Source organism: Gillisia hiemivivida, assembly GCF_007997295.1.
Classification (GTDB): Bacteria; Bacteroidota; Bacteroidia; order Flavobacteriales; family Flavobacteriaceae; genus Gillisia; species Gillisia hiemivivida.
The window spans coordinates 1-18203 of sequence record NZ_VORY01000018.1 but is presented as its reverse complement, the minus strand read 5'-3'; the positions used below and the strand labels follow the sequence as shown (position 1 = coordinate 18203).

Here is an 18203-nt window from a genome sequence, read left to right as displayed (position 1 = left end):
ATAGTAGTTCTGTGGAGGTTAGTATTTTACTTTGGTGGCTAAAGTATAGATAAGATATTATATTTAAAAGTAGTATTGTCCGGTAAAAAAATTCAGGATTTCGGTGAGGCTAGAAGTAACGCGGATTAAGACTGTTTTCAATGTTTAGGAGCTTGCTATTGGAACACAGAATTATTTTTTACTTTTTCAAAAATTTATACAGGCTAAAATATTGATTTTCAATTAGTTGGAATAAAGTCTTACGTCTTGAATCTAGCAGCGCAGCGATCTTATATCTTTTGTCGGACGACAATGATTTAAAAGTAATATCCAGTCATTCGGCTTGGCAGATTTATAATTACTTAAGAATCCACTTCAACACTAAACCAGTCTAGAATTTGCTCACCCACCTTTGTGTTTAATTTATTGCCATCTAAGACATTTATTTTTCCTATTCCGCATTGATGCTGCTTGTCGTTAAAAGAATGAAAGGCAGGCTTTAAATTTTGATTTTCTGAAGGATATAAAAAAGAATTGCCTTGAAAAATTTCCCTTTGTTGTTATAAACGTATACTGTCTTAGATCCTGTTTGAAGGTTTAAAAGACTTCTTATTCCATTTTGGATCTACAAATAGGTTTCTTCACCAGTTTAAATTGCATCATCAAGTCATTTTCAATGAATATTGATTTCTTTATAAGGAATTAATTTTTATATTTTGATTAGTAAAATAAGCCTCACGAATTTTTTGTTGCTCGAATCTGTTATAGTTTAGTATATTTTTTTAGCTTTACTACCCTAATATCTGCTACTACTCCCACCCTATTAGTTAGTATTATAGCAAGTCAATCCAACTTAACTACTTAATGGCATTATTTCAAGCTTCAGTACTTAAATCACATCTCACTCTACTCGATGAAATAGTGGTTGAAAAGGCATATAAAAAATATCAAAAATACTTCTGGAACACGACGATACAGGAAAATATTAAAAGCGCCAAAGAAGAACAATATCAGGCAACGTTTTTAAATGAACTGTTTGTAAATATTTTAGGCTACACGTTATTTCCTAACCCCAATTCAAATTTAACCACAGAATTTAAAAATGAGAAAAATTCTCGTAAAGCAGATGCTGCAGTTCTTAGAGATGGTACCGCAATAGGCGTAATTGAATTAAAAGGTACTAACACGAAGGATCTAGAAAGTATTAGACGTCAAGCCTTTGATTACAAAGCAAACCAAAAAGGATGCGTGTATGTGATTACCTCCAACTTTGAAAAGTTGCGTATCTATATTAATGATGCCACTGAATTTGAAGAATTTGATTTGTTTACGCTTACACGAAAGCGGTTCGATCTTCTTTACTTATGCCTACATATAGATAAGGTATTCAACAACACCCCTCTTAAAATAAAGGAGGCCTCCATTGCTGAAGAAGAAGAGATCACTAAAGCATTTTATAAAGATTACTCAAACTTTAAGCGTGAACTCTACCGGGACCTGGTAAGAAAGAATTCTAAAACGGTTAAAGAAAAATTAAACTTAACTGCAAATATCGATGACCAAGAGGATATTATTCGACTTGAAAAAAATATAAAACTAACTCTATTCCAAAAATCTCAAAAGCTTATAGACCGATTTCTATTTATCTTTTTTGCTGAAGATAGAATGTTACTTCCTTCTAATTCAACGCTTCAAATATTGAACAAGTGGAAAGACGATTGGGATTTTGGAGATGAGCGCCCGTTACATGGACTATTTAAGCAGTATTTCAACTATTTAGACACAGGACGACAAGGAACAGAGAAGCGAGCTGAAATCTATGCTTATAACGGTGGCTTGTTTAGGCCCGATTCCATACTTGATGCACTTGAAATAGATAATGACCTTTTGTACAAATACGCTTTAAAACTTTCAAATTATGATTTTGAAAGTCAAGTAGACGTAAATATCCTCGGACATATTTTTGAAAACTCGCTCAATGAGATAGAAAGTGTAAATGCAGAGATTGAAGGTGGCGATTTTGATAAGCAGACCAGTAAGCGAAAAAAGGATGGTGTTTTTTATACACCAAAGTATATTACCAAATATATTGTTGAAAATACGGTAGGCAAATTATGCTCCGAGAAAAAACAAGAGTTGGGCTTCGATGAAGAACAATATTTTAAAGGTCGTAAGAATCGTAATAAAACGACAATTGAAAATCTCGTAACTATTCTTGAAGAATATCGCGAGTGGTTATTACAATTAACCATTTGTGATCCCGCCTGTGGTTCTGGAGCATTCCTAAACCAGGCACTAGGTTTCCTAATTAAAGAGCACACTTATATAGATGAGCTGAAAACAAAAATTTTAGGTGGTGGATTTCAATTTCCAGATATAGAAAATACCATTCTAGAAAACAATATTTATGGAGTAGACTTAAATGAAGAAAGTGTAGAAATAGCTAAACTGTCATTATGGTTACGTACCGCACAACCACGAAGAAAACTCAACGACTTAAGCAGCAATGTGAAATGTGGAAATAGTTTGATAGACGACAAAAAAGTCGCTGGAGACAAAGCTTTTAAATGGGAAAATGAATTTCCTGATGTTTTTAAAAAAGGTGGTTTTGATGTTATTTTTGGGAATCCACCTTATGTGAGGCAAGAGCTAATTACAGAAATAAAGCCATTTCTTGAAAAGAGATATGCTGTATATATGAGTAGTCAAGACCTATTTGCGTACTTCTACGAAAAGGCTTTCTCTATTTTAAAAGCAGATGGTATTTTCGGATTTATCAGTAATACTTTTGATAAAACAAAAGCTGCATATAACCTTAGAGATTATCTAACAAAGACAGTTGTTATAGAAAAATATATTGATTTTACACAGGTACAGATTTTTGATGGAGCTACGACGTATCCCATTATAATTACAGCAAGGAACAGTAAGCCCAATAAAGAACCATCATTTGATTTTTCACTTATTCCTAAAAAACTTAGCGGAAAAGTAATAGATATAGAAAGTTTAAGTGAAATTAAAGTTAAACAGAATAGTCTGGATAGTGAAAGTTGGAGTTTCAACTCTCAAGGTTTATTTGACTTAATTAAAGGTATTAAGACAAACTTTCCAACCATTAATGAAAATTCGGAAAAGAGTTATAGAGGAATTGTAACAGGTTTTAATGACGCTTTCATAATTGATTCAAAAACAAGACAGCAGCTTATTGAAAAGCATTTATCTTCAACTGAAGTAATAAAACCATTTTTAGAAGGTAGAGACCTAAGTAAATGGCATAGTCCAGATGCGGAGAAATTTTTAATTTTTACACGTAGAGGAATTGATATTGAAAAATACCCTGCGGTTAAGGAGTATTTAAGTCAATTTAAGGAAAGACTTACACCTCGTAATGCACCAGATATAAAAGTAGGACGAAAAAAAGGATCTTACAAGTGGTATGAAATACAAGATTCTGTTGATTACTTCAAAAAGTTCGAAACATCAAAAATCGTTTGGCCTAATCTTCAGTCATCAAACAAGTTTTCTTTAGATTCTGAAAATTACTATATAAATGCACCATCAGTAATTCTGCCCAATGCTTCAAAAGCCATTCTTTGCATATTGAATTCCAAATTAGTTTGGGAATTTCTCAAATCTATTTGTGTTGTTAGAAGTGGTGGCTACATTGAAGTTAAGCCACAATATTTTGAGCAAATACCTATTCCGGAATTTCAAAACGAAGAATTTTTTAGAGATGCTACGGACAGAATAATTGGTTATGTAAATGATCTTCAAAATTTAGAAAATAGATTTCAAAGCTACTTTAAAGGAACGTTACAACTCAATCGATTACAACGCAAACTTGAATCGTGGTATAATCTTGACTTTGCTTCTTTCATAAAGGAACTCAACAAAGCCATAAAATCTACAAATAAAGTAAGAGTAGTAGAAGATTTATCAGTTATCCCAACATTATCTAAAAAAGATGAGTTTGAATGGATGGATCTTTTTGAGGAGAATAAAAAGAAAGCGCAAGAATTACAATCTCAGATAGCAAGTACAGAAAATGAAATTGACCAGATGGTTTATAAGTTGTATGGCTTGAGTGATGAAGAAATTGAAATTGTTGAGAATAGTTAATCATGCCAATTTATAAAAAGATATACGAACCAGATCTTGAGACCGACAGGGCAAAAAATATTGAGGGCGAGACTGTGTATATCGAACTTGATGATTAAAGAACTGGTCAGGAATTGCTAAATAATTCAAAGGAAATGAAATAAATTATAAATGGCAGGAGTAGTAACTAGTGTAGAAAATCAAATTAAAAAACTTCGAAAAAGAGGTATGGATTTGGATTTGGAAGAAAGTAAAATAAAAGAAATACTATTAGATATTGGGTATTATCGTTTAGGTTTTTACTGGCATCCTTTTGAAATTGATGCAAACCATAATTTTGCAAAAGACACTAAGTTTTCGACAGTAATTGATCTTTATTATTTAGATGTAGATTTAAGATATTTATTGATTAAGTATATAAACAGATTAGAATTAAATTTCAGAACTAATCTTATTTATTGGGCTTCTATGCATTATGAAGACAATGCAATTTGATACACGGATTCAACAATAATGTTTGAGGTGTATTTAAAAAATATAAGGGCGCATTACAATAATAATTTCAAAAAGAAGAATATTCAAATAAGTAAGCATCACGCTAAATATCCAAAAGATAAATATGCGCCTTGCTGGAAAACTTTTGAATATTACACATTTGGTTCTATTGTAAAAGTGTATGAGAATATTATAGATCAAGATGTTAGGAAAGAGATTTCTCTGCAATATGCAATTAAAAAACCTGAAAGACTTCAGAATTTTTTAAACACATTGGTTTTTGTACGCAACAGTTGTGCCCATAGTGGAGTGATTTTTGATTTACATATAGACGAAGGTGTGAATGGTGTTCCAGGAGTGCCATTTAACAATGATTACAGTCATAGCCTCGATTCAGCAATCAAAGCATTACTATATTTATTGAATAATATTTCAAGTAATAGAAAGAATGACTTAGAAAAAAAATTAATTCTATTATTTGACAAATTTGCGGATAATGCTGTGATAAAAGATATTATTGAGAATAAATTAGGATATTATTATAACAAGTAATTTATAAATAATTGTATATTTGTACTTCAAAAGTGTCCCATTATTCATTTGCATTAGTGGTGCACTCTAAAAAAATAAACAACCTCAGATACTGTCTGAGGTTTTTTTATGCTTAATTTCTTGAATAGAAATTATGTGCATTTTCCCCCAAACTTTTCAAAAACAAAAATGTTTTACGGAGTATAAACTTCTTTATATCAATTTTCTACTTGATTTTGTAATAGAGTCTTGGCAGCATAGAAACCCACGCCACGCTATAAAAGCGATGCTAGTTTTTATTCATTTATGGGTAATATTAATTATATACACTCCATTTCCAGACCGATAAGGCTACGAGAATTTTAAAGTATATGTTTCTAAATTATTTAACCCTATCCTTTTCAATGTTCTCTGCCGCTATTAATTCTTTTTTTGTATTCAAATTTTGTAATACAAGCGTATTTCCTCCAACTGTCAGATCCAATAAGGTGTAAGACTGCTTTAGGACAAAATCCAGCATTTTTAGTTCCTCTCTCAATATGGCTTTTTTTACGGCTTTCTTTAAAGATTGTGGATAACAGGCAAAAAGTGGAGAAATATTCTCACCATCAGTAGACACGACCATTTTGCCGGAAGTCGCTAATGCTCTCAACCTCTTTAAAGATTCACTATTTATCGAAGGCATATCACAAGCCAGAAGTATCACCATTGGAGCGCTGGAAAATTCCAGGGCAGTATATAATCCACCAAGAGGTCCTTTATCAGGAAATACATCCTGATGAACAGGTTTCCCAAACTTCATATATTCTTTATTGCCGCTAATTATACTGGTTGACATATTTAGTTTGTCGAGCACCCTTAGTATATGTGATATCATAGGTTCTCCTTTGAAATTGATAAGACCTTTGTCACTTCCCATTCTTCTGCTCTTTCCTCCAGCCAGTATAAAAACCTCTATTTCAGATACCTTTATCAATATTTCTTTTATTTCAGATTATAATAAGTAAGTTTTGATCAATGTTGCTGCTTTCAACTCCTCTTGTTCAGAATTTAATTCTTGTTTGTATATGGTATTTATTCCCTAGCTAGCTATAAATTTCAATCTGTTATAAATTTAAGTTTTTTTGTTTCAGTCGCGGTTTATTTCCTCTTTGCAGTCTGGCTGATATGGATTTTAACATTTTTCGGAATGTCAAGAAGAGACCCGTGATAAAAAAAATTATCTAGCGTAGGTTTTTGACGTATAATTGTTTCTAGCTGATTTATCTTCTTAAGAACTTCTTTTTTGCAAGTGTAGTAGTTCCACGGCGTAAAATTTTTGAAGCCTTGGAGAAAATTTAGCCGTGGAAGTACGGTTCTAATTATGCGGTAGCATAATTGGAAACACCTACAAAAAAGTGTCCTTTTTTTGGTTCGTTTTGATTGCTTCCGACGAGTGAAACGAGAGGAAAGCATAACAAAAAAATGAACAATCTTAAAAATTAAACAGATCTTTACCGACCAGAGGGAGTGTATTCCAGATTCTTGAAATTACGTCAATGGTAGTAATAAGGTAATAGCCGTATGTTATTGAGGTGTAGGGAAATCAATTCCCATTGGAAGAATTTACCGAAGGGTTTTTAAATCCTATTATTTTTTAGAACAAATATGGGAGAGTTACAATATTTGATTCTCTATTATTTATAGCCTAGGAGGTTTTAAAAATAACCTCTAATTGTACAATATTCTTTTTCCTTTTTTAAATCAAATCAGTTAACTTTAAGGGATTGTTGAAAATAATAAACTACACCTCTAAAAAACAGTACAATGAAAATAAGGATTCGCGGAAATTCGGTGCGATTTAGGTTGACCAAGAATGAAGTTGAGCAATTATGCCGAGAAAAATTTATAGAAGAAACCACCAATTTTCCGAATTTGAATTTTATGTATAGTGTAAGGGTTTCAGTCACCAAGAATTTGGATATTGATTTTGCCAACAATCAAATCTCGTTAAAAATTTCTGAAGAACTTTTACAGGGCTGGGACACCAATAACAGGGTTGGGTTTTCCCATTCTGTCCCTACTTCTAACAGCCAAACTATAGATATTCTACTGGAAAAAGATTTTACCTGCCTAGAAGATCGTGGAGAAGATGAATCTAACAATTACCCTAATCCTAAATCTTTAACGCATTAAAAATGGAAAATAAATTCAATAGAAAAGTAAATCATCGAGGTCCTACAGAATTTCGAGACCTAGAATTTAAAGATCCTATAACCCATGCCGCCGGGAAACTCGCCATTAAAGAAACCCTAAAACATACCTTTAAAGAAATGGGCGTGGTAGATTCTATGCGTGGTCTTTTCACAATTAATCAACAGGATGGATTTGACTGCCCCAGCTGTGCCTGGCCAGATCCCGAAAAACCGTCTAAAATTGGAGAATATTGTGAGAATGGTGCCAAAGCACTGGCAGATGAAGCAACTCATAGCCATATTGATGCCGAATTTTTCAAGAAATATTCAATAGAAGAACTTTCAGAATTAACCGATTTTCAGCTTAATAAATTTGGAAGGCTTGTGGAACCTCTTGTTTTACGAGAAGGAAAAATTCATTACGAAGCAATATCCTGGCAGGATGCTTTTGATTTAATAGCAAAAGAATTACACAGTTTAGATTCCCCAAATGAAGCTGTCTTTTATACCTCTGGCCGTTCCAGCAACGAAGCTGCATTTTTGTATGGTATGTTTGTCCGTGCTTATGGCACCAATAATATGCCCGATTGCAGCAATATGTGCCACGAATCCAGCGGAGTTGCCCTTACCGAAACATTGGGAATAGGAAAAGGAAGTACCAAACTGGAAGATTTTTACGATGCCGAGGTAATTATTATTGCCGGACAAAACCCCGGTACCAACCACCCAAGGATGTTGACTGCCTTAGAAAAATGTAAGGAGAACGGAGGCTACATCATCGCAATTAATCCATTGGAAGAAACCGGTTTAGTAAATTTTAAAAATCCGAAGAATCTTAAAGGGCTGGTGGGGTCTGGAGAAGATATTGCAGACTTGCATTTAGCGGTAAATATCAATCAGGATATTCCCTTGGTTAAACTAATTTTAAAACGTCTTGCAGAAAAAGACGCTCTGGATGAAACTGTTTTTGATCATCAATTTTTAAGTGAATACACCCAGGGTTATTCAGAATTAATAACCGATCTAAAATCGTTCAACGAAGATGAGTTACTTTCTATGACGGGAGTATCAGACGAAAAAATAAACCAAGCAGTTGAAATTTTAGCTAAAAAATCTAAAATTATTGTGTGCTGGGCAATGGGACTTACCCAACATAAAAACAGTGTAGAAACCATTCGTGAATATGTAAATTTATTGCTATTAAAAGGTGCTATTGGTAAGCCTAATGCTGGTACCTGCCCGGTACGTGGACATAGTAATGTGCAAGGTGACCGCAGTGTGGGAATTATGCATTTTGTAGATGAGGAATTTAATGAGCGTATTAGAAAATACATGGGTTTTGAACCGCCAAATGAAAAAGGAATTGATGTAGTAGAATCTATGGAGGCCATGCATACTGGAAAAGCACGTGTTTTTATAGCATTAGGAGGTAATTTTTTAATGGCTGCTTCAGATACAGATTATACTGCAGAAGCGCTGAATAACTGCCAAATGACGGTGCAAATAAGCACAAAACTGAACCGCTCTCACTTGGTAACAGGCAAAACAGCTTTAATATTGCCCACTTTTGGAAGGTCTGAAAAAGATGAGAAAAATGGGAACGCACGCTTTTTAACAATGGAAAGCAGTATGGGCCGCATAAGGCAATCTAAAGGAATTTTTAAACCTGCTTCCTCCAATATTATGAGTGAACCAGAAATAATTGGAAATCTAGGTCATACCTTTTTTAAGGGGAACCACCCTGTGGCTTGGCAAGCGATGGGAGAAGACTATGAACTTATTCGGCAGAAAATAGATCTGGTAGCAAAGGGCTTCGAAAAGACTAGCGAACAATCAAAAGGTTTTGGGTATTACCTTCCTAATAATACCCGGCATAGGGATTTTAGCATGTTGCCCAATGGAAAAGCTCAGATTAGCCTGAATAAACTACCGGACCATAAGTTGCAACAAGATGAATTGATGCTGATGACCATAAGAAGTCACGACCAGTTTAATACTACCATTTACGGAATGGACGACAGGTATCGCGGAGTTTATAATGAGCGCCGGGTAATTTTTATGAATCAGAGTGATATGGCACAAAGGAATTTGAAGAAATTTGAAATTGTAAATTTAACCAGTACTTACGATGGCAAAAAGAGAACTGCCTATAAATTTAAGGTCCTGCCTTATAAAATTCCGCCTGGTAATGTCGCGGCTTATTTTCCTGAAACTAATCCTTTAGTTCCTTATAATCATTTTGCAGAACGAAGCAACACCCCTATAAGCAAATCGGTGAAAATCCGGATTGAAAAGGAGAAATCAAGAACTTCGGGGCAAGACAACGAGCTATGAATTGAAAAAATACTTTTAAAATTCGAGGCAAGCCCGCCTGAACGTATCGGGCAGGCCTCGGGGAATTAAACCCTCAATGAGGGATTAACGAAGAGATAGTATAATCTAAGTAGTCATCTTAAAAAAAAGCCACGTTGGCAATCTAATAACGGGTTTTTTTTCGGAGAAGGAGGATTAACTGCGTTGATCCTATGAAGTGAATCCCGGGCAAGCATGGAAACCCACGCCACGCTAGAAAAGGCAATGCTAAATTTTATTCATTTTTCAGACTTGTCCCAAAAATATTTCATTGAATTTATTTCTCATTTCAGTATTTCCAAGCATAACTATTTCAGCTCCCCGGGGTAGTAGAGTATTTGCTGTTAAGAGGGTAAGAACTTGTGAATTTTCTTTTATGGCAATGACTGAGAGTCCTGTTTTAGCACCTATACCCGATTCTGCGAGAGATTTACCTTCTAATGAAGAAGGTGTTGGGGTAATAAATAAGCTAATATCTTCTCCAAGAACAGTTAGTTCCTGACCTTTGGAAATAGCCAAAACTGCTTCGGATCCCAAAGTAGCATAACTCAATACAAAATTAGCTCCTGCCCTATGGATAATATCAATATTTCGAGCTTCTGAGATCCGGCTCACTATTCTCAATTCCTTGTTTAATTGACGGCAATAGGATGCGAGATAAATATTCATAGTGTCATCATTGGTAGATAACAATACCGAAGGAGCTTCCAATACTCCAGCTGTTTTTAGCAGCTCATAATCTGAGGCCCGTCCAGCGAATACCTTATTACAAAATTGCCTTGCTTTTTTACATATCTCCGGATCCTTATCAATTAGATTCACCAGGATGTCGTTTTTACGTAGTAATTTTACCGCAGCCAGGCCTACCTTCCCTCCTCCAATTACCAGAACTGGATTAGGGTTTATATTGCGATCGTAGATCAGCTCATCAATGCTTTGGAGTTGATCTTTATTTCCAATTATCACCAAAACACTTTGGTAGGTTAGTTTTTCATTACCATGCACTGGTTTCAACCTACCTCGCTCCCAGATTGCCACAATACTAACCCCGAATTTTTGTCTCAGTCCGGCTTCCTTAATGGTTTTAGAAACCAGATGAGTATAGATAACGGGCAATTCTGCGATAAACAGATCTTCATATTGTCCTATAGATCTTGCATGTTGCGCATTTACCCTGTTGGCCAGTTGTTCGCCAAGCCATCTTTTCACAGGTAGTACGTGATTTGCGCCACTCAATTCCTGTACATGAACCGATTCATCATCAGTGGCTATAGCAACAATAGGTATGGTAGGAGCTATGACCCGTATGGTGAGAATGATCTTGGTGTTTAGAATGTCATCTCTATTAACAACAATCATTTTCGCATCCTTAATATGGGCACGGATATAGGTTTCCTGGCTATCCAATTCCCCAAATATTACGGGAACACGCTCATCATGATATTCAAGCGCTTTTGGCAGATCGTTTTCGATAACATAAAAAAGAGTCTTCTCTTGTTTCAATCGTTCCATTAGATCTCTTGCTATAACATCATAAGAACATATTAAAATATGATCTTTTGTTCCCTCAGGAACTTGACGCGGAACCCTGTTTTTGTCCTGGGACTCTAAAAGAGGAACGTAAAAATGCCTAATAAATGCAAAAGGCAAAACTATCAGTAACATAATAATCCCAGACAGTAAAACTATTATACTGAAAAGCCGACCTATATCAGATTCGAAGGTGATATCTCCAAAACCAAGCGTACTCATCACTGTAAGTGTCCAGTAAAACCCAGTAATCCATGAATGATAATGGCCTTCAACCTGAGCCATTATAATATGGAAAAGAACAGAATAGATTATGATGACAATTCCCAAAAGAGCCAGATATCTAAGAAGTATCTTAGAGTTTCTTTTAAAGTCTCTGTCTCTCAAGTAAAATACTAACTGACTACCTACAAATTTCATAATCTGTATTGCTAAAAAGGGTTTACAATTTGATTATTTCAGATTCTTAACTCATACAATTTACGTCATGTTTTTCTTAATTCCTTATTAAGTTTTTAACCCGCCTCACCGGCTGGGCAGGTTCCCCATCCCAACAGCTTTCGGGATACCTCGAAAATCTAATCAAGAACCTCGGGGCAAGCCCACGAGGTATAACTTGGTAAATACTTTTAAAAATTCGAGGCAAGCCCGCCTGAATGAAATTCTTTTCGGGCAGGCCTCGGGGAATTAAACCCTCAATGAGGGATTAAAAGTCCACTGAAATGAAAAAATCAAGACCTAAGACTTGGCTACTGAAGTCTTAGAGGATTAAAGATTGGTGAGAAGCAATAGATATCGAAAATGAAAAGCAGAGAAAGAGACAGTCCAGAAGGGTGAAAAATATGGGATTATTTTGGTATAGATTATCAAATATTTTTGTCCAATTGACAACAATGCTACTTGATGCTTTCAAACTCAAAAGCTCTGAGCCGTTCCAATAAATAAAAAAACCTACACCTTTAGTTGTGGTTTCCTCTTTGCGGAAAAAGAGTTTAGCAACTCAGCATTTAGTTGTAGTTTTATTTTATGATAAAAGCAGTAATTATTGACGATGAAATAAATGCCCAAAGTCTATTGGAGAAAACTCTTGACAGGTATTTTCCCAATAAATTTAATATCGTGGCAAAATGCAATTCGGTAGATTCGGGTGCGCTTGCTATCAAGAAACACGAACCGGACTTGGTTTTTTTAGACATCCAAATGCCTGAAAAAAATGGGTTTGAATTGTTCAAGTATTTTGAGGTTATAAAATTTGAAGTCATATTTACCACTGCTTACAATCAGTTTGCCATTAAGGCAATTAAGAGAAGTGCACTGGATTATTTATTGAAACCAATAAATCATTTGGATCTATCTGACGCCATAAAAAGGTTTGAGACTAGAATTGATGGGAGTTTCGCCCAAAAGAAATTGTCGCTATTACTTGAAAATCTGAATGTAAACGACCAGAACGTTAGTAAAATTGCTTTTCCGACGCTTGAAGGATTTGAACTGATTCATTCAAACCAAATATTATATTGCAAGGCTGAAAGTAACTATTGTTGCATTAAAAAAATTGACGGCATCACGAAAACGGCCACAAAAACTTTGAAATTTGTTGAGGAAATACTTCCATCCTCTACTTTTAAAAGAATTCATAAAACCTACGTCATTAATTTAAATTATTTGGTTAGGTACAATAAAGCAAATAAGGAAGTTGAATTAACCAATGGAGAGAAACTTCCTGTTTCTTTTCGAAAAGAAGAAGAGTTTATTAATGCCATCCTACAAAATCATTAAACTTTTCCTATTCCTTTTTTTGTGGGTTAACCTAGCGTTTTCCCAAAACTATCCCAGTAAAAATTATACTGCAGCCACAGAATTGCCAAACAATGCCGTTAGATCTTTGTTGGTAGACAGCAACAATATTCTATGGATTGGCACTGAAAACGGAGTTGTTAAAAAAGAAAATGACGTTTTTACAACCTTTTTTGAAGAGGATGGTTTGGCTTTAAACAGCTGTTGGGCCATTGCAGAAGATAAGAATAAAAAGTTGTGGTTTGGAAGCTATGGCGAAGGTGTCAGCATTTATGATGGTGTTAAGTTTAAAGTGATTTCAGAAAAAGACGGAGTGGTTCATAACGAAATCACCAAGCTATTTTCTTATGGAAATCACATGTTTGTTGGCACCAGTAATGGTGTTTCTATAATTGACATCAACACCTATAAAGTACTTTCTTTAAATGAAAACCCCGGTAATGAGCTATTTAGGGTTCAGGACTTTTTTGAATATAAGAATCAAGTTCACGTTGTCACTTATAATTCCGGAGTCTATAAGATTCTTAATAAGAATGATCAAAAAATCTTGGTTGAAGTGAATGATCATAAATACATTTATTCCGTTTTGGTAGATAATGACAGTATTTATAGCAGTAATAAAGGTTTTTTCACAAAAAGTAAGATTGATGTTTATGTAAAGGAAAAGGATTCAATCCCATTAAAAAAACATGGACATTCCATTATTTGGGATTATGTTAAAACTGGTGACCATAAAATATTTGCGGCAGCTTGGGGAATATATGGCAGTAATGGAGGGATTTATGAAGTTAAAGGTAATCAGTTAATTTCCAGAGCTTCAGATTTCAATGTGTTAAGTAATAAGGTAATCTCATTGGCCTATAATGCAAGGTTTGAAAAATTATATGTAGGAACCAAAGATTCGGGATTGTTTGAAATTAATTTAAACAATCAAATAAAATTCAATAAACTCCAGGGAAAAAATATCATTGGATTTGCCAAAACAAAAAACACTTCCGCAGTACTATTAAATGACGGTATCATTTTAAAAAGCGCTGAAAATGAAACTAAAATCACGTTGCCCCAACTTAAAAAATGGCAAGAAAAACATTTGTTAAACACCAAGTTGCCGTTGCCAAAACACCAGGATAATTTTTATGAACTGGACTATTCGACAAAGGCAAAAGATATTAGTTTTTACGATATACAAGTATCCCAAGATATTTATTGGATAAATACCAATATTGGGATATTTGCCATAAGAATCTCGGGGGAATTGCACCAATATTTACCATTGCATTCAGAAGAGATCAATTTTACAGAAGCCGGGAATCTTATAGAAACAAATCCTTATGGTGGCGTTAGAATGTATAGCGATCTGGGAGTTTTTAAATACACCTATTTTAAACAAGAAGATCCCCAAACGCCCACAATGGTGGTAAATAGTCTACAACAGGCTAATAAAACTTATTTCTTGTCAGTTTTTTCAGGCCTTTTTGTGTGGGAAAACAATGGGTTTAAGTCCTATTTACAAAATGGAATTTGGAAAGAAAAAAAATTAAAACACATTAGCGCTTTAGGAAAAAATCTGGTAATTTCAAATGAATTTGGCGATGTGTTTATTGTAAATGATGAAGCCTCATTTAATATCCTAAAAAAAATCCCGAGAGCTAAAATTAAGGGGAATTCCATTTCCTTTTTGAAGGAATATAAAGGAACCTTATTAATTGGGACAGAAAAAGGATTAACGCTTTATAAAAACGACCGATTTATATTTTTAGATGAAGAACAAGGGCTGAAACAGCCTTTATTAAGTGCCGAAGTCAATCAAAATAAATTGTCTATTGGAAGTGAAAATGGGTTTTATACCATAAATCTGGACGTGATAAGCAATTCTAATGCTTTAGTAAATCAGATAAACCTCAAAGGAATTTCTATCAACAACAATAAATTTCCGCTGGGACAATTCGCCGATAAAGAGAACATATCTTTACCGCATAATGAAAATACGGTATTGCTTAAATTTAGCACCAACGCACATCCTTATCCGCATAAATTAACCCATCAATATCGATTAAACCCAAATGAAAACTGGAGTCTACCTTCCTCTAAACCAGAAATATTCCTGCCTTTTTTACCAACAGAAAATTACAATGTAGACGTAAGAGTGATAGATGGAAGCACCGGTTTAAGTTATACACAGTCCTTATTAAAATTGGCTATACTTCCTCCTTTTTGGAAAACCTGGTGGTTTCTATTATTGATCATGTTCACAATATCTATAGTAGTTTATAGTATTTATAGATTTCAAATAAAGCAAACTAAAAATTTTGAAATACAAAAAGGATTGATTCAAAAGCGTTTGGAAGAAACTAAAATGGAAGCTTTATTGTCGCAGATGAATCCGCATTTTATCTTTAATGCCATGAATTCCATTCAAAACTATATTATGGACAGTGATATAGACAATGCTACCTTATTTTTAGGTGATTTCTCCAAATTAATCAGGCTTAACCTGGACCATTGTACAAAACCAACATTTTTATTGATTGAAGAAATTGAATATTTGCAATCCTATATTCGGGTTGAAAATACCCGATTCAATAATACAATTAAGGTGATAATTGAAATAGATCCTTTAATTGATGTGTATGATGTTGAAATCCCCACGATGTTACTACAGACTTTTGTGGAAAATGTATTTGTTCACGCTTTTCCACCTCGTATCAGCAATCCAACCTTAAAAGTTTCTTTCAAGTTGTTGTCAGATGGAGTATTAGAATGTAAAATTGAAGACAATGGTATAGGTTTTCCTTCAAATTCCACCAATAAATTGCACAAATCCAAAGGAGTTACCTTGGTTAAGGAGCGTTTATCGTTGCTTGGCTACAATATTGAAAAAGCAATACAAATAATTTCAGCAAAAAATAAAGGTACTACCATTATCATTACATTGCCGATATAACGATTACTTTCAAAATCCACACGTTTACTAAACGAGCAAACTTCGCTTTAACATAAAATTTAGATTTATAAAAAATTAGGGGAAGTTGCAGCTTTATATATAGCATTGTCCTCGAAAAATATATTTTAGGTAGGGCTTTAATATTTTTTTAAGGGCATTAGTAAATGCAATTTCTCTAATCTTTAAAACAATAAATCGTTTTTAAAATTCGATGAATTGTCTAAAACCACTAACAAACATATGTTTGCTAGTGGTTTTTATTCTTTTCTACGACTTTCAAACCCAAGAGGTTTGAGCCGTTCCAATAAATAAAAAAAATTTACAACTTTCATTGTGGGTTCTTCTTTGCAAAGAATAAGCCTCTAAAATGCTGCTTTATTATCGTTTTTCAGGGGTAGTGCAACAGTAATGAAGAGTTTTGCAACTGTAAAATCTTAGCATTGTGAAAGAAATTCAGAATACTTCTATCAATTGGTGAAGGCGCTATTTCATAAATTTATTATTCTAAGCATACGTAATTTCCGAAAATTTGGTTCCACGATTCGCTAAGAAATAACCTTTTTAAAATACTATATTAGTTTATATCATAAATGAACAATATGACTGTGCAGCTTTGATTTATGCACATTTCCCATTACCCCTATTATCTAAATATCATAAAAAAATTTCCCATTTGATAATGCCTAAAGGAATTATTATCCTTGAAGGTTTTAGTACTGGAAATTTTGCTCTGAAAAACACAAACCCCAGTGTTGGAGATCCAAATAAAATAGAGATGTTATTTACTATAGATTCAATTAAAAACGACTTTCCCGACTTTGAAATTATCCAGCTTGAAGAAGTTGAAATTGAATTGAAAGAAGGACTTTATCACTATGGAACAGGTAAAGTAATCAGGTTTGTTGGCACAAAAAAGAAGTAACCTTATTGTTGATAATAAAATACATACAGCAGTGTTTATCTCAAATAGCAGGCATTCCACTGAAAAGTATATTTTAGAGGGCAAGTAACAATCTTCCGAGCCGACAAGTTAACGTCCATCCACCACGCTAGTTTCGTAAATCATGACAGTGGGGTGAAATTTTCTTGAACACGTCAGAAATTTTAACGTGAGCTTCACTTTTATTCTATGTATTTTTTTTATTTTAGTTTTATTAAAAAACAGCTGTATAAATATTGTTTATTCTTAATTAATGCACCTAATATTTACCGAATAAACATTTATTAGAAATTATCGAATTGATTTAAACATTGTTTAACCTTTAAATGCAAGCAATATGAAAAACGCATTAATTTTACTAACGTTTTTATTAATGTCAAATATTTCTTTTAGCCAAGACAAATATGATAATTTGAAACCTGGGGATATCCTAACGATTAGTAAGGATTCTAATATCCCTTTTAACTATCTACACTTCCCAAAGCCAAACTTTATTATTAAACGAGGCGCCATTGCGAACTATAAATCTCTGGACGGAATGAAAGTAAAAATTGAAGAAATATCCGAAGACTATACAGTAAAGCTTACTCCTTTGAATAGCAGGAGATTTTTTAATAGGTTTTCGTATGTTAAAGCTAATTTAGAAAAAGCTTTGGAGAGCAATGAATTAAAGCAGCTCATTACTAATAACGAATCGTAGGCTCTCGTATAAGGCAAATAAATTTATTAAACATAGTGCGAGACATTGTAAACCCCAATGGTTAGTGTATTTTTGGGAAGTCGCCAAATTTTTAAATTCGACTTTTGTTTATCCGAAACGAAAGTACTTATTTCCTGTACTACATTTCATATATCAAACCTTTACCTGCAAACCGCAAGCAACCGTGTAGGTAAACGAACTAAATAACTGAAAAGAATAAATCAAAACAGCATGATTTGTCTTAATTTTCCTGTTGCCTAGTTCATCTGAAGATGATTGAATTTCTAGCTTTTCTTCTAGACTCCATTTCTTGTATTTCATATTTCAAAGGTATTAATTGAAATTTAAAATATCACTCCGAACTTATTGGGGCTAAACTACTCCCATAGTATTTTGCATAGCTTCAGCAGCATCCTTCAACGCCAAAATTAAAAACTTTTAGAGCAAAGTTCAGAGGGGTTAGAAACGTAGATTTTTTCCTATTTAGATTAACCACAATTTTTGCATAAACACAACAATTAGTCATGATCCAAAAAGGCTCAACACAAAAAGTTGTGGAGTAACTAAAAATAGGAGAACTTTGCTTTAAAATTTCTATGTCCTCAGACAAGTTATTAGCGATAGCTAATTTATTACTTCCTGAAGTGCTTGTAACCTATTTTG

General features: G+C 33.8%; 9 protein-coding genes and 1 pseudogene. 8 read left to right on the top strand and 2 right to left on the bottom strand.

All coding sequences use genetic code 11. The annotated features are described in order from the left end of the window. The first annotated feature begins 843 nt into the window (after positions 1 to 843). Together ES724_RS12830 and ES724_RS12825 are read left to right on the top strand one after the other, a co-directional pair. Complete coding sequence (locus ES724_RS12830; protein WP_146933521.1) at positions 844 to 4098, top strand: Eco57I restriction-modification methylase domain-containing protein; 3255 nt, start codon at positions 844 to 846, stop codon at positions 4096 to 4098. A 150-nt stretch (positions 4099 to 4248) separates the two neighbouring features. Further along, positions 4249 to 5124: pseudogene (locus ES724_RS12825) on the top strand (Abi family protein). 361 nt (positions 5125 to 5485) lie between these two features. On the opposite strand, the gene mobA reads toward ES724_RS12825, so the two are convergent. Further along, positions 5486 to 6079 carry a molybdenum cofactor guanylyltransferase gene (gene mobA / locus ES724_RS12820; protein WP_146933520.1) on the bottom strand — a complete coding sequence of 198 codons (594 nt, stop codon included), beginning with the start codon at positions 6077 to 6079 and terminating at the stop codon, positions 5486 to 5488. A gap of 830 nt (positions 6080 to 6909) precedes the next feature. Here mobA and ES724_RS12815 point away from each other — a divergent pair. After that, the gene (locus ES724_RS12815) at positions 6910 to 7278 is read left to right on the top strand and encodes a DUF7009 family protein (RefSeq protein WP_146933518.1); all 369 of its coding nucleotides are present in this window, start codon (positions 6910 to 6912) and stop codon (positions 7276 to 7278) included. Positions 7279 to 7280: 2 nt separating this feature from the next. After that, positions 7281 to 9611 carry an FdhF/YdeP family oxidoreductase gene (locus tag ES724_RS12810; RefSeq protein ID WP_146933516.1) on the top strand — a complete coding sequence of 777 codons (2331 nt, stop codon included), beginning with the start codon at positions 7281 to 7283 and terminating at the stop codon, positions 9609 to 9611. A 264-nt stretch (positions 9612 to 9875) separates the two neighbouring features. On the opposite strand, the gene ES724_RS12805 is transcribed toward ES724_RS12810, so the two are convergent. Continuing rightward, positions 9876 to 11579, bottom strand: coding sequence for a potassium channel family protein (locus ES724_RS12805; RefSeq protein WP_146933514.1), 1704 nt, complete (start codon positions 11577 to 11579; stop codon positions 9876 to 9878). A gap of 606 nt (positions 11580 to 12185) precedes the next feature. Here ES724_RS12805 and ES724_RS12800 point away from each other — a divergent pair. From ES724_RS12800 to ES724_RS12785, 4 genes are all read left to right on the top strand, one after another. Further along, positions 12186 to 12938 (top strand): LytR/AlgR family response regulator transcription factor, encoded by a 753-nt coding sequence (locus ES724_RS12800; RefSeq protein WP_146933513.1) that lies wholly within the window; start codon positions 12186 to 12188, stop codon positions 12936 to 12938. Further along, positions 12916 to 15900 (top strand): sensor histidine kinase, encoded by a 2985-nt coding sequence (locus ES724_RS12795; RefSeq protein WP_146933511.1) that lies wholly within the window; start codon positions 12916 to 12918, stop codon positions 15898 to 15900. Before ES724_RS12800 ends, ES724_RS12795 begins: the two co-directional genes overlap by 23 nt. Positions 15901 to 16579: 679 nt before the next feature. After that, on the top strand, positions 16580 to 16822 hold the full coding sequence (locus ES724_RS12790) for a hypothetical protein (protein WP_211362767.1): 243 nt from the start codon (positions 16580 to 16582) through the stop codon (positions 16820 to 16822). 355 nt (positions 16823 to 17177) lie between these two features. Next, positions 17178 to 17540: a hypothetical protein gene (locus ES724_RS12785; RefSeq protein ID WP_146933507.1), complete on the top strand. Its 363-nt coding sequence runs from the start codon at positions 17178 to 17180 to the stop codon at positions 17538 to 17540. The last annotated feature ends 663 nt before the right edge of the window (positions 17541 to 18203 follow it).